The following is a 13,909-nucleotide window of genomic DNA, read 5'->3' on the forward strand; positions in this document are numbered from 1 at the left end:
TGCTCCGTTGCGGCCTGATGGCGGGGAGCAGGGTCGTGCGCGCGGCGGGGCACACGCAACCCGCGTGCGACCAAGCCACCGGAGATCCGACGAAACGGGGTATCGGATGACGGGCTTCGCCCGCGTGGACCGGCTGCGGAAGTGGTAGCGTGGCAGCCGCAACGCTGCAGGCCGTCATCCGGGGGGATGCCACGATGAAACTGTTCTTGCCGGGTCCGATGACACTGCTGCTCTCCCTGCTGATCAGCATGGTGCTGTTGCGATCGGACACCCTGCGGGCGGTGCAGGCGTCCGGCGTGCGCGCACCTGCCGTTTCCCACGGGGTGGCCCGATGGAAGGCGCCGCGCGTTGCCGATGCGACCCAGACGCCCCCCGTGCATCACATCCAGGCAGGCGGGACGACAGCCCCGCCTGGGGTGGCGGCGCCGTCGTCGCAGACCGACCCGTTCGCGCCGGTGTACCTCGTGACCTCGCGCGACACCTGGCAGGGGATCCGCGGCCTGGCCCGTGATGCGGTCGCGCGGCGCGACAGCACCGGCACGCCGCTGGTGATTTCCGAAACCCGGGCCGATCGCCTCGGCGAGATCAGCCGCTACGTGCATGTCAGCGAGCGCCGCTGCGGCGGCTATTTCGCATTCCCCAGCCGCGCGCAGGCCGAGGCCTTCGTCAGTGCGGATCGCGCGAAGCAGGCGATGACGAAATCGCTGGCCGCCGGCTACACGCTCGACAACCAGGCCACCGTGAGCCGCTGGTTGCCGCAGGTGCAGGAACAGCGCCTCTACGACACCATCAACCACCTCTCCAGCTATCGCAACCGCTACTTCGCCAGCAGCCACGGCAAGACATCGGCCGAATGGATCCGGGCCCACTGGCAATCGCTCGCCGCCGGCCGCGATGATGTCACCACCGAACTGTTCACCGCCTGCACGAACTGCAGCACGCAGCCTTCGGTCATCCTCACCATTCAGGGCCGGGACCTGCCCGACGACGTCGTCGTACTGGGCGCGCACCTGGACTCGATCAACGGCAGCAATCCCTACGATCCCAACCAGCATGCGCCGGGCGCCGACGATGATGCGTCGGGCATCGCCACGCTCACCGAGACGCTGCGCATCGCACTGGCCGACGGCTGGCAGCCGCGGCGCACGGTGAAGTTCATGGGGTATGCCGCCGAGGAAGTCGGCCTGCGCGGCTCCAACGCCATCGCGCAGTCGTTCCGCGCCAGCGGTGTCAACGTGGTCAGCGTGCTGCAGGTGGACATGACCAACTACAAGTCGGGCGCGGTGACGGACATGAAGCTGATCAGCGACTACTCCAGCACCGAGCTGAAGAACTTCTTCATCTCCCTGTTCGATACCTACCTGGCGCCGATGGGCCTGACGCGCAGCAGCGTGGCCTGTGGTTACGCGTGCTCCGACCATGCGTCATGGACGAACGCCGGCTATCCCGCGGCGATGATGTTCGAGGCCGGCGGGCCGAACGGCAGCTTCCCCTACATCCACACGCCCCAGGACACGCTGGCGACGATGGGGGAATCGGCGCAGCACAGCGTCAAGTTCACGCAGTTCGCCCTGGCCTATCTCGGCGAGACCGCCAAGACACGCGGGAAGGTCACCGGCGGGCCGGCGCAGGTGTTGCCGGTGCAGTGAGCGGCAGGGTGGGCCCTGGCCCACCGTGCGAGGTATATGGATGGCGTGCGAAGGCGGGCTTGCGCCCACCCTGCGCGCAACGCTTGGAGACCAAGATGAGACACGCATTCGCGAACATCGCCTTCACCCCCGCGGTACGCGACGTGCAGGCACGCGACGGCAGCCGCGCGCAGTACGCGCGAGCCTTCGAATCCGGCGACGAGGTACGCAATGCCGAACTCGGGGCCGACGAAGCCGCCTTCATCCACGCGCAGCGCAGCTTCTACATGGCGACCGTGTCGGAAACCGGCTGGCCGTACGTGCAGCATCGCGGCGGCGCACCGGGTTTCCTGCGCGTGGTCGATGCGAAGACGCTGTCGTTCGCGGACCTGCCCGGCAACCGGCAATTCATCAGCGTGGGCAACGTGGCACAGGACGATCGCGTGGCGTTGATCCTGATGGATTACACGCACCGGCAGCGGCTGAAGCTGCTGGGCCGATTGAGCGTGGAGGAGTCACCGGGCGCGGGACGTACCGAGCGCACGATGACGATCCACGTGGAAGCCTTCGACTGGAACTGTCCGAAGTACATCCCGGTGCGCTTCGAAGCGGAAGATGTGCAGCGTGCGCTGGAGGAGCGGGACCGGCGCATTGCGGAACTGGAGGCGCAGTTGGGCGAGTTGCGCCGAACGCCGTAGGGTTTGTCCAGCGCCTGCATCGCTGCGTAGGGTGGGCCCTGGCACATCGTCTGGATGAGCGGACACCATGCGATGGTGGGCTGAAGCCCACCCTACGCGATGCGCGTTTCCGCGCTGTGCGGATCAGGTGCCCAGCAGCTCCACGTCGAACTTCAGGGTGGCGTTGGGCGGGATGACGCCGCCGGCGCCGCGCGCGCCGTAGCCGAGGGTGGCGGGGATGATGAGGGTGCGCTGGCCTCCCACCTTCATGCCCTGCACGCCTTCGTCCCAGCCCTTGATGACCATGCCGCCGCCGAGGGGAAAGATGAAGGGTTCGCCGCGGTCCTTGCTGGAATCGAACTTGGCGCCCTGTTCGCCGTTTTCGTAGAGCCAGCCGGTGTAGTGCACGGTGACGTTGCTGCCGGGCTTGGCCTCGACGCCGCTGCCGACGACGGTGTCTTCGAACTGCAGGCCGGAGGCGGTGGTGGTGAATGCCATGTGGGGTTCCTTGTAGGGTTCGAGATTCTTGGGGTTCGTAGTTTATCGCTCATGCGGCCGAGCGCAGTCGCGGAGCCCGGGTAACGCCGAAGGCCGCACCCGGGTGCGCCGCGCTTAGCCGGGCTACGCAGCGCTCATGCGGAGAAGGCCTCCACCCGCACGGAATCCCGATTTGTCGATGGGAAGGAGGGCGTAAGCCCATACCCTACCTGCCTGTCGGACGCTACTGCTGAGGTCGCGACTTGACCTGCAGATATTGACGCTTGTCGCCGGTTCTCTGTCCTTTGGGATCCACGTTGGCGCACACCCGGTCACCGCAGATGACAACATCGGATGCGTAGTAGGCCTGGAGGACGGGAATGGCCTCTTCGTACCGCACGAGCTCCTCTTTGACACTGGCGAGTTCGCGGCGGTAGTAGCCCAATACGGCCCAGCAGACGAGCAGCACCAGCAGCAGGATCGACGCGGCGGTGGCGAACCACATGCAGACCGTCTTGCTGGCCCCCTGCAGGCGCGCGGATGTGGCCGACACGGCGCGGTCATATTCTCTGGCGACGGGCGATACCGCGTCCTTGGCTTCTGTGGCGATCTGGGCGCCAGCGCCTCTGACGATCCCCGCCACGTCCTGGCGGAACTGGCCGACTTGTTGCTGCAACGCCTGGATCTGCTGAGTAAACGAAGCGCTCATACTCGCTTCGCGTTGAGCAATCTCCGCGCGCAGCATCAAGATGGCCTTGATGGCGTTCTCTGCTTCTCCGTTGTTCATCCTTGTACCCCCGTGTGTCCTTGGTGTGCTCTACATACGCATGACGGCGTCCTGACGCCCCTGGAGTTGTTGCTGCTCCAGCAGCCGCTGTTGCGCCAGCAGCTGGTCACCCATCTCTGCCATGCGCTGCCCTTCTGGAGATCGGGAGAACTCCACCGCAACGCGGTCAAGTTCCCTGCTGTCGCCCGCCAATAGCGCCGCATACGCTCTGTCGACATAGGCATCATCGAAGCGGCCGAGCGTCTGGTGGCGATGATCCTGATCACCGTCGATCTCTGGCGCAGCGACTGGGACGGGCGGCGTAGCGTCGCCTGGCCTGCGATCCTCCAAGCTCGCTCGCGAGGGGCTTGGGTCATCAGGGCGCAGCCCGCCTGCCGGCTCGTGTGCGACGCGACCCTCTGGCCCGGTCAAGGTGATCCCTAGTTGGCCGCTCCGGAAATGCTCGATCACTACCGGCTCGCGTCGCGCCTGGTCCTGGGCCAACGTGTCGGTCACGGTGAGAGTGTCGCCCTGTAGGGCGTAGGCGAAGCGTCCATCTTCGCTGCGATAGGTACTGGCAGGATCCGACTCGGCGCGAGCGCCCCCCGTCAGCGCCTGCCCGCCCCAGCGCACCTCACCCACGCCGTCGCTGTCCCGCACGGTGTCGCCGGGGCCGGCGACGTACGTGTCGCGACCCTCGCCACCCTCCATCCGGTCGCGGCCCTGCCCGCCGATCAGGATGTCGTCGCCGCGATGGGCACGCAGCGTGTCGTTGCCGCCTTCGCCGATCAGCAGGTCGTTGCTCGCGATCTCCTGTGGATTCTGCCCGTGCGACATACGCCGCGAATCGACGGTTGCAGCGTGGTCCTGGTCAAGCTCTTCCGTCGTGGTGCTGTGCTGCTCACGCCTCAATGCGGCGTTACGACTATTGACGCGGTCACTGTTGGTATCTGTAGGGTATTCGAGGTTGACCTCACCACGATCGCGCAAGTCTCTGCCGGGATCGAGGTAAATGCGCCCCGCATTGAAACTGGCGTCGGTCAGCCTATCGGCCAGATCCGGATGTTCCTGTCGAAGCTCTCGTAGAAGCGCAGTGCGAGCCGGTCCGAGCGCATCCGCTATGTTCGGAACACTTCCGTACTCATCGACAAGCGCGGGATAATCGCGATTCGCCTGTGCGATGCGATCCCGCCGGGCGGCTTCACCGTCAACCGTTACCCCGAAACCACGCTCCACGCGGTCGATCTCGTCGCGATGGAGTTGATACATGCGGTAGACGTTACGAGCTTCGCCAGGTGTGACGTTGCCAGGGTCGTCATACAAGCCGAACACCTGCGCCTCGGCAAACCGGCGCTTTCGAAGACCCGCTTCCGCCTCGCTGTTGCTTCCCCAGCAGTTATAGCGCATCTGGAACCACGCCTCTGCGCGATCGCCGTCGCGAACCGCGCCCATGATCGCGTGCTCCGGAACACCACTTCCGGGAATGCCACTGAGCATTCCCACGCCGCGATTGTAGGCAAGTGAAACGAGGGCAATCCGTTCATCAGAGAGTGGCATCTGCAGGCGGTTGGCCGGCCCCTCGTACTCCGCCATGGATGCCCGGAGCAACTGGTCGGACTCGGCTGCATTTAGCTGTCGCGTGAACGTCAGACCAACTCTGGTCCTGTCGCCGACTGAAGCGGCATCGATTGCAGCCAATGTTCGCCACTGCTGCTGGGTCAGCTCGATGCCACTCTCTCGCCAGATCGCAACATTGTTGTTCCGATTGAAGGTATAGCCCCAGCCTATTGTCGCGCGGTTATCACCGATGTCTTGTGCGTGCGGATGAAGGCCCTCGGACCCAACTATTACCATGCGGAGTTTGCGATCGTACTCCGCCTGGCCAACTTCCCTGTAATCCATGTGGTCACCTCAGCGATCTGGTTGTATGGTCGTCATCCATGCTTCAATCCTGTCTTCTTATCGGGATGCCACGGCAGTCGGTCTCCTGCTCATTGCCCGACGGAGCATTGCTCGACTTTGTCAGTACATCGTCTCCCGCGATGATGTCGATGTCCCGTTCGCTTCTACGAATGGTATCCCGCATCTTCCAATGCATGCAGCGACCATCAATGGTTGCCGCTACGAGATAGATACCGCCGCTACGCATGCTTTCGATGGTCAGGATGGCCGTATTGCCGATGACGATGCCATGAACAAGCCCGCCTTCGTCGATCTGGGAAAGCCGCGCTCTCGCGCCGAAGGATTCGCCGCTGATCTTGTCGCCTACTTGGGAAAGATCGACATTGAATCCGCCACAGTCCGCGCCCGGGTCGGTCTTGTCGCACCATTGCACTGACCAATTGCCATTGAAATCTGCTTTAACAGCCTGCGCAGGTGAGGTGGACGCACAACCACCCAATCCAGCGCACGACGTGATCAGGGCAAGCGCAGACGCTTGGATTGTGAATCTTGGGGTTGCCATGGGGTCCTCCTGACCTTGTCCTGACAGTCGGCAGTCTGCCAGAGACGGGTAAGTGCCACAGTAGTGTGCCCTGCCGGCGATGGTATTGATGCTGGGCACACACCTTGGGTGCGTTATGCCCTGAATCATGGTTCGTCAGACGGGATCTCATCCGGCCATCGACAGGGAAGCGCCTGTAGATCATGCAACGTCGATAGTGCGTGCTCTGATTTGTCTTCGCTCAGCACCCACTTTCCGCCGATGATGCTGTCCCCGGGCCACTCGCCTCGCGCCGCCGTGCCGATCACGCGCCATTGCAGGTGCTTGGGTGTAAGGGTTACGACAGCGACATTCTTCTCTCCGGTTCGCGCGTTGTCGATCACCAAGACGGCTGCATTGCCAACGACCGTGCCGAGCACCGAGCCCGGCTCGCCTTCCTCCAGCTTGGACAGCCTCGGCGTTGCGGCGAAGTGTTGGCCACAGATCCGCTCCCCACGTTGAACCAGATGCAGGTCGAACGTTCCACATGGGTCTTCCGGGTAGTTCCGGTCGCACCACTTTGCTGACCAAGCGCCGTTGAAATCCGCTTGAGGAGCCCGGATGGGTAGACGGGAGGCGCACGCGACCACGCCGGCACATAAGCCGACAACCAGACTCACGCGAAGACCGCGGCCTGCAAGTCGATTTCCATTCACCATGCATCTGCTCCCTGTCTGGTTTCGATGCGCTTCGATGGCGGATAGCTCTGTCGGCGCTGTACGGCCTGACCAGGCAGACGGCTTGGGCCGGCATCGGAAGCCTCCGTGTAACGCGCTCCCGGGTGCGCTGCGCTTACCCGGGCTACGTCCGACGGCGACCTGACACGAAAGGCGAGCCGAGGCTCGCCTTTCTTGCATCGTGCTGCACTCACACCGCCGGCTCAGGCTCCTGCCGACGCTTGCGGTTGAACCGGGCTCCCAGGGCTTCCTTCAGGGTGTCCAGGCCATCGCCTTGCCCGGCCACCTTGAGGTGGGCGTAGCCTTCGAGGGAGGCGACCATCAGGTCGCTGCCGAGGGCCATTTCGCTGTCGACCATGCGGTCGTACACGCGTTGCAGGCGGACGAGCAGTGGACGCAGGGTGTCGAGGGCGGCCAGGTCGGCGCGGTATTCGTCCACGTCGAAGTTGCGCGGCAGCACGTCGGCGTGTTTGCCCAGGGTGATGACGGCCTGGCGGCAGAAGGCTTCGGACTTGTCGCCCATCTTGGTGAGTTCGCGGCGCTCGTCTGGGGTCAGGCCGATCAGGCCGGTGAGGCGCTGCTCCAGGGTGGTGATGGCGTCTTCGGCGGCGACTATGTCTTCGCCGGTGAGGCGCAGGGAGATGCGGTTCTGGGTCATGTTCACTCCATTGATCACATTGAAAGGACACGTCGGCGTTCATCGCCGACGACCGCAGCCTAGCGCGCATACGTTCGCAAAACCTCTCACATATGCAGGGCGCTCTCGGAATGAGATGGAGCCCGGAATGCCAACGATGGAGCGCGGAAAGCGATCGATGGCATTCGGAATGTGAGGTCTGGAGCTCGAAGCCTTGCAGATGGCTTTCGGAAAGCCAGGGCATGGCTTTCGGAGTGCCATCGATGGGTCTTTGAAAGCGATCGATGGCTTTCAATGTGAGAGCGACGGGGCTCGGAATGCCATCGATGGGTTTGGGAGAGCGATCGATGGCCTTCGGAAAGCCATCGATGGCATGGGGGAGCCCGGCGCTTGGGATTCGGAGCTCGATCGATGGGGCTCGGAGCTCCATCGATGGGGCTCGATGTGAGAGCGATGGGGCTCGGAATGCCATCTCATGCGTAGGGTGGGACTTGGCCTCCCGTGCGCGTCACGTGCGGCGGGGTGCGAACCAGCGACGGACGGAAGGCAGGAAGAGCATCGCCGCGACGGCGATACGCAGGAAGGAGGCCAGCGTAGCCATCCATTGCGCGCCCCATATGCCGCGCCGTAGCAGCGTCAGCAGGACGAAGGCGGAAATCACCGTGGTCATCACCAACCACACTCTCGCCCACTGCCATCGACGCCACAGCGCGAAGCACATGGCGACGCAGTAAGCGCCATTGATCGAGGCTACCGGAAGGAACAGTCCAATCTCACCGGATGAACCTCGCCAGAGCGAAAGCACTTCAAGCACGTAGTGCGCCAGGTAGCACGCCAGCGTGGCTCGCAATGCGGGGGGCATCGCAGGGCTGCCGGGTGATGGAAACGTCGCGGTTGGCGCTTGGTACGGATTGGATGATTCGCTCATCCTGCCACCGTTTGCGATCCCGCTTTCATCTTCAGCGCTTCGGACAGCAGGGATTCGTAGAGTTGCAGGCGTATGCGCATCAGCGTGGCCAGGGTGATGATCAGCCACAGCAAGATCAGAAGGACTGCGACCAGCACTTCCCAGAGGGGCATGTCGAGAATGTCGCCGACGTTGCGCAGGAAGAGATAGACCGCCGCCATCGCCGGCAGAATGCCGAGTCGGTCAAGACCGCCCGCCAGCAGACTTATCTTCGCCATCAGTTGGCGCTGGGTCAGCGCGACCATCCTCTGGCATCCGCTCAAGGCGTGCACCGGCTGCTGGCACAGCCACGCGATGATCGCCTCAAATTCCGGACGATCATGGTCCAGTTGCTCCACCTGTTCCCGTCGCCAGTTCCACATGGTCATGCCCAGCGTCCAGACTTGCCGGACGAAAACCGGCAGCCATGCCACCACCATGATGGCGAAAGCGATCTGCACCAGGGTCAGCATCCAGGGCGCCGGCGGAAGGATGCGCACGAGGATCAGCGGAATGAGTGCAAGGACGCATCCGACACCGCCGACCATGTTGGCGATGCGGTAGAGCGGAGGGGTATTGAGGATGGCCGAGGGACCTTCTGGCAACTCTCGCAGGCGGCGCTCCAGTTCGGCGAAGCTCAGCGTGTCATTTGTTGGCATGCCACGGTTCCTTGTGGGGATGGTCAGCTGCGCGGAGGTATCACAGGCTCGTCGAAGCTCGTGCCGCAGCCGGCGCAGTAGTTCATGCGGCGGACGAAGCCGGAGGTACGCAGGTTGAGCCAGCTGGTGTAGCCGCCCACTGCGTCTTTGCAGCGCGGGCAGCGGATGCTGCGCGACAGGACCACACAAGCCAGATAACCCAGCATGAGCGCCAGGGCGGCGTGACTGTAGATCGCATGCTGAGTGACCTGATGCGTGACGATCAGCGCGAAGGTGGCGACCAGGCACGCCACGCCGATGCCGAGGTAGCGTGCTTTCCTCTTGCGCAGGTAGTCGCGGATGGTCATGGCACTCCCCAAGGCCCGATGGGACCGGACTATGCCATGGGAGCCCCATGCCGTCAGGCGGTGACGGCGGCGGCGATGCGGTCGGCGGTGTCGGCCAAGTGGGTGAAGCAGTGGGCCAGGCCGGTGCGGGGCAGCAGCAGGTCGTCGGGGTGTTCGGTTTCGGGGGTGCTGAGCTGGGCCAGCAGGTGCAGGTGGTCGCGCAGGGCCTGCAGTTCGGCGTGGGCCTCGGTGGGCAGGTGGTAGCCGGGGTCGGTGAGCATTGCATGCTTCATGGCGAATCCTTCCGCGTGCGGGGTGCAAGGCGTGCCTGCGGGCGCGGTATGCGCCCGCAGGGTGTCGGGAGGTTCGAAGCCGAGTACAGACGGCCGGGCGTATTTCCCTCGCGGGTGTTCTATTCCGCCACCCTCCCGACGCAGAGCAGATTGCGTCGGAAGCGCCCGGTGATTTGGGCATGAAAAACCCACCAGATTGTCGTAGGTGGGCACCGCTGTACTTCGGAGATTCGACGCTCCTTGGGAGCAAGTTTGCGTCGGGGATGGCGGGGTGTCTATTTACATTTGTTGGATGCAAACGCGCTGCGCCTTACGCATCGCACTCCGCCACACGCGGGCCATCCTTACGAACGTAGGTGGTGACGCTGCCAGTGTCCTCGTCGTGATTCTCCAGCACGTCCCGCTTGGGCCGGATCGTCAGCGTGATGGGGATGGCATAGCTCTTCGCATTGGCCAGCATCTCCAATCGATCGCCACGCACCCGGTAGACGAGTTCGGTGCTGCCCTTCGCGCTGATGACCTGGCCCGTGCCGTCAGGCGCGAAGTGCATGGCGTCCTTGGAGCTCTTGTCCGGGTTCTTGCAGAGGACCCAATCGCCGACCAGCCAACTGTTGGGGCCAGCGACGATATCGGCGGCGGCTGCCGGTGAGACGGAGGTGGTGCCCAGTAGGGCTGCGATGATGATGGCTATAGGTTTCACTAACGGTCTCTCAGTAGGTTTGTAGGGCGCGCCTTGGCCCACCTGTTTGCCCGCCATCCGCTACGGGAAGGGCGGGCTAAAGCCCACCCTACGCGCTAAAGGCCGCTCAAGAGGAGAGTAAACACAAGAAAGCCCGCACAATGCGGGCTTTCAGGGCAATAGAGAACGCTAGTGTGTGTCCTCCGCCGGATCATATCTGCTCTGATGCTCAATCAAGAACGTTCGGCGTTGGTATTACGAGAAATCCTTCCTTTGACACGAAAACGTGAGCCGCCAAAGGCTTGCTGTAAGCAGAGCTTCGTCTTACTTCCAGGAGCTACCCTCCACTGCACTGTCATTCTGCCTATTCGTAAGCGGGCGTCAACTCCCTTCTGGCCAACATTTGAGACAAATCGGTTACTCCGCCCCAATCAGCGAAAGAAATCCATGCATAACTCTCGGCGATCTTCGTCGCCTCTGCGTTGGTGCAATTCATTCCAAGAATCAACTTATGACTATGTTTTATCACTCCCAACTTGCTTGTGACATCAACATACGGACACGAAATGAAGTCAGTAAGAAGGATGGCGTCCGCCGCATCGATCATTGGATGAAATCCCTTGGAGAGGATCCGCCGCTCGATCTCCATGATCACCCTCAGCTTGAGCTGATCGAATCGAGCCCTGCGTCGACACAAGAACAGCGCAGCTATTAGAGAAAATGCGGAGAAACTTTCCAAATCTTTTGAAGAGCTCGACCCAAGATAGCTGTCTATGTCATCGACATCTATCCTGCGATCCTCTGTCAAAAGAAGATCAACCGCGCAGATATGATTTATTCTCGTAACTTCGTCCGCACCCGAAGCCAGTGATCCCATCGAATCATCCCTCAGGCCATCCAAGATCTGGCGCTCCAAGGGGGCACGTGCGCAATCGAGAGTTGACGCAAGCCCTATTGAGATCGAATAGATTGCAGCCAGCTTCAACGACGTGTTTGCACGCCTATCAGTTGAATAAAGAAACTGCGCAATCCGCAAGATAGCGGTAAGCCATGAGAGACGACCAACACTACCGCCCTTGAAGGCACGTTTCTCCTCTCCGAGCCTAAGGCTCACCTCTCCCAGCTTCCTCTTGACGACAGTGAGCGCGAACGACGCCACTCGCTCGTAAGGCAAGTCAAGCTCAACCGAGAGTCTGCGGACTCGCGATATTAGAGCGTTATGTGACCTTCCTATGGCACGAAGATCTAACCCGTGATCAACCTCTAGGACAAAACTCGTCTTTTCGAAGAATTCATCGATTGCACGCGCCACCTCATGCCTGGCGACGCTAACGCTAGACACAAATGGCCGCCTCAGGACCTCGCGCTTCTTATCATTAAGATGCAGATTCAGTTCTAGCAAAGACTTCCTGATGAGATCCTCAACGAAATCAAGATCCGAGACTTCATTGGCAAACACATAGTAGTCATCCACATACCTCCTTATGACATGGGAGCCGAGGGAGGCCGGCACACCCGAGCTAATCGCCCTATCTGCCGACTGGAGCACTATTTCTGCAAAGATGCGCGAGGACTCTGGACCCACCAGTATTCCGTGGGTTTCATCCCAGTTCCCATGCCTAATCGCCGCGTCGAAGCTACTTTCGAAGGTATGGTTCTGACGGGACAGGTGCTCCTTGGAGAACTGCTTTCCTCGCATGGCCCATTCGATGCTGTGGGTATAGAGAGACTCGAAGCAGCGCGCGACATCAAGCTTCAGCAAGTAGCTGTAGCGCCGCTCTAACTCCAAAAACTCATCACTCTCAAAGAACTTGTGAGCAAGCGAATAGTCTCGATAGCTGAAGTATGTTGATGCCCACTTACTTTGATCACGGAAGCCGACAGGATCTTCGTCTGCGGCCCTTGTGTCCTTCGGCGCCCTTTCAGCGTACCGTGGATCAACGTAGTGGGTCGCTACACGACTCGGATGCCTCAGAGAGATAGAGCTTCTATTGCAAACGTTACTGATGAACGAGTCGTACTCAAGGTATAGAAGACTTATCCGATGCTGACTTCTCGGGTGTGCCAAGCTCAAGCGGCGCTCAGAGCCGCCGTCTCGCTTGATATCAAACTTGAAGGGCCTAGTGGGCTTCGGAGACTTAGCCTCGCCAATGGGCCAGAGAAGCAGGCGCTCATGAAGCTTGCTGCCTGGCCTAGCTTTTCTTAATCCAAACGCGATGATCGCGAGATTCGCATTAGTGAAGTAGAGCGGCAGCTCGAAAGGAAGCGTATCCGTCAGCAAGGCTCGCTCTGCTGCCTTGATATCAATCCTCTTCTTGCTAGACATTTTCCCAGCACCCCCGCACCTCAAGCACACGAGCCTTAGTAAAGGAGGATTTGTGCTTGTTCTTATGCCCGTATACAAAAGAATGTCTGTTCAACTCCCTCCTCTGCATGTACGTGAACCCTTGGGATGCGGCCAAGATCCGGATTTTCGTCCTCAGAAACTTGTCCAACCCCTCCAAAGAACAGTCATGGAATTTGTGGGGGGCTGGAGGCTCTTGGTAGTGCTCGTAGGTATATGCAACCCCTGATGAGAGGCGAGACTGCTTCCGAGCTCTATCGACCGTCACGTTCGTAGTCAGATACCGAATACAGTCAACCAACAATAGAAAATTCTTGTACTTCTTGTAGTGGGCAATAGACAACGCCACTCTCTTCTTGGTTCTCTCAGCTTTGCCCTTGGCGATCATCGCGTAGCAGACGCTATTTTTCACATCCTTCCCGGTCGGGAATATCAGCCTGTACCCGAGATAGTCTATGTGGATCAGATTTCCGACCCCAAGATTGCACGCGCACCTTTGCTGACAGGGACAACTGCCAACCGAATGAGAACATTCAAAGGCGCATGAGCAGCCTGCGTCCACCACTTTGGACTTTGCAGCATTGAGCTGAAGGCCTTCACCGGCTATAGCTTGGGATATTTCATCCAAGAGTCCGCTGGCTGAGCGCGCCGCGAGGACAAGGATATCGTCGACGTAGCGTATGTAGACGTATACGCCAGGCATTCGAGACACCCGGTCATCCAGCCCACTCAGATAGAGCTCTGCGAGCGTGGAGGAGACGAGAATCCCCCTTGGCAAACCCTTTCTGTATTTGTTTCCACCGAATCTGCGAGCACGAGCAAAGAACTGCTCTAGAAGATGAATGGTCTGAGTAGATACTTTCGCGTCCTTTCGAAGCTTCTCAACGACCTTACGTGGCGTGATGTTCTCGAAACAGGACTTCAGATCTAGAGAAACGACCCCTTTAGGCGTCCATTCGGCGAGAGCGATAAGAGCCAGCTTAACTGCCTGACCGCGCTGCGCTTGCCTGATCCCATAAGCGCGCCGAATGTTGTCGTTTATCTTCCTAAGTACAAGCGCGTCGGCTGCACTCGATGTCGACAGCGCGGGCTTTCCCGAAGCTACAGAAGGGAAGACGCCAGTGAACTGGAATGTGCCGTGCGCAATCGCATCTTCCACTTCCGACGAGAGCTTCAGCCATTCGTCCTTAGATTTCGGAGCATTGTTCTTGATGCTATCTGGCACCTTCCTACCCTTCATCCAGAAGAGGTTTTGTGCCGTGAAATCCTGCGTTGGCCTCATTGCTACTCCAGAGCTAGCAATACCGAGGTTGCTTCG

General features: G+C 60.8%; 15 protein-coding genes. 2 read left to right on the forward strand and 13 right to left on the reverse strand.

Going from position 1 to position 13,909, the window contains the following annotated elements:
• The first annotated feature begins 194 nt into the window (after positions 1–194).
• Positions 195–1,649 carry a M20/M25/M40 family metallo-hydrolase gene (locus IB223_RS13530; protein WP_192202225.1) on the forward strand — a complete coding sequence of 485 codons (1,455 nt, stop codon included), beginning with the start codon at positions 195–197 and terminating at the stop codon, positions 1,647–1,649.
• 95 nt (positions 1,650–1,744) lie between these two features.
• On the forward strand, positions 1,745–2,326 hold the full coding sequence (locus IB223_RS13535) for a pyridoxamine 5'-phosphate oxidase family protein (protein ID WP_192202226.1): 582 nt from the start codon (positions 1,745–1,747) through the stop codon (positions 2,324–2,326).
• A 123-nt stretch (positions 2,327–2,449) separates the two neighbouring features.
• Here IB223_RS13535 and IB223_RS13540 read toward each other — a convergent pair whose 3' ends face one another.
• The 13 genes from IB223_RS13540 to drt3a form a co-directional block, all read right to left on the reverse strand.
• Complete coding sequence (locus IB223_RS13540) at positions 2,450–2,803, reverse strand: FKBP-type peptidyl-prolyl cis-trans isomerase (RefSeq protein WP_192202227.1); 354 nt, start codon at positions 2,801–2,803, stop codon at positions 2,450–2,452.
• 223 nt (positions 2,804–3,026) lie between these two features.
• Positions 3,027–3,569 (reverse strand): hypothetical protein, encoded by a 543-nt coding sequence (locus IB223_RS18875; RefSeq protein ID WP_225591034.1) that lies wholly within the window; start codon positions 3,567–3,569, stop codon positions 3,027–3,029.
• A 30-nt stretch (positions 3,570–3,599) separates the two neighbouring features.
• Positions 3,600–5,450, reverse strand: a complete 1,851-nt coding sequence (locus IB223_RS13550) for a hemolysin (protein WP_192202228.1) — start codon at positions 5,448–5,450, stop codon at positions 3,600–3,602.
• Positions 5,451–5,493: 43 nt separating this feature from the next.
• Positions 5,494–6,012, reverse strand: a complete 519-nt coding sequence (locus IB223_RS13555) for a hypothetical protein (RefSeq protein ID WP_192202229.1) — start codon at positions 6,010–6,012, stop codon at positions 5,494–5,496.
• Positions 6,013–6,137: 125 nt separating this feature from the next.
• Entirely contained in the window at positions 6,138–6,650 is a 513-nt protein-coding gene (locus IB223_RS13560) for a hypothetical protein (RefSeq protein ID WP_192202230.1), read from the reverse strand.
• A 247-nt stretch (positions 6,651–6,897) separates the two neighbouring features.
• On the reverse strand, positions 6,898–7,365 hold the full coding sequence (locus IB223_RS13565) for a hypothetical protein (protein WP_192202231.1): 468 nt from the start codon (positions 7,363–7,365) through the stop codon (positions 6,898–6,900).
• A gap of 487 nt (positions 7,366–7,852) precedes the next feature.
• Positions 7,853–8,206: a hypothetical protein gene (locus tag IB223_RS13570; protein ID WP_192202232.1), complete on the reverse strand. Its 354-nt coding sequence runs from the start codon at positions 8,204–8,206 to the stop codon at positions 7,853–7,855.
• 62 nt (positions 8,207–8,268) lie between these two features.
• Complete coding sequence (locus IB223_RS13575; protein WP_225591035.1) at positions 8,269–8,949, reverse strand: hypothetical protein; 681 nt, start codon at positions 8,947–8,949, stop codon at positions 8,269–8,271.
• A 23-nt stretch (positions 8,950–8,972) separates the two neighbouring features.
• Positions 8,973–9,296, reverse strand: coding sequence for a hypothetical protein (locus IB223_RS13580; protein WP_192202234.1), 324 nt, complete (start codon positions 9,294–9,296; stop codon positions 8,973–8,975).
• Between the two features lie 53 nt (positions 9,297–9,349).
• A complete protein-coding gene (locus tag IB223_RS13585; RefSeq protein WP_192202235.1) occupies positions 9,350–9,568 on the reverse strand; it encodes a hypothetical protein in 219 nt (72 codons plus the stop codon).
• Between the two features lie 310 nt (positions 9,569–9,878).
• The gene (locus tag IB223_RS13590; RefSeq protein WP_192202236.1) at positions 9,879–10,268 is read right to left on the reverse strand and encodes a hypothetical protein; all 390 of its coding nucleotides are present in this window, start codon (positions 10,266–10,268) and stop codon (positions 9,879–9,881) included.
• 343 nt (positions 10,269–10,611) lie between these two features.
• Entirely contained in the window at positions 10,612–12,573 is a 1,962-nt protein-coding gene (gene drt3b / locus IB223_RS13595; RefSeq protein ID WP_192202237.1) for an antiviral reverse transcriptase Drt3b, read from the reverse strand.
• Positions 12,566–13,873, reverse strand: a complete 1,308-nt coding sequence (gene drt3a, locus IB223_RS13600; RefSeq protein WP_192202238.1) for an antiviral reverse transcriptase Drt3a — start codon at positions 13,871–13,873, stop codon at positions 12,566–12,568. The genes drt3b and drt3a overlap by 8 nt, the downstream gene beginning before the upstream one ends.
• Positions 13,874–13,909 lie beyond the last annotated feature (36 nt).

This window comes from Pseudoxanthomonas sp. PXM03 (genome assembly GCF_014852005.1).
In the GTDB taxonomy this organism is placed as follows: Bacteria; Pseudomonadota; Gammaproteobacteria; order Xanthomonadales; family Xanthomonadaceae; genus Pseudoxanthomonas_A.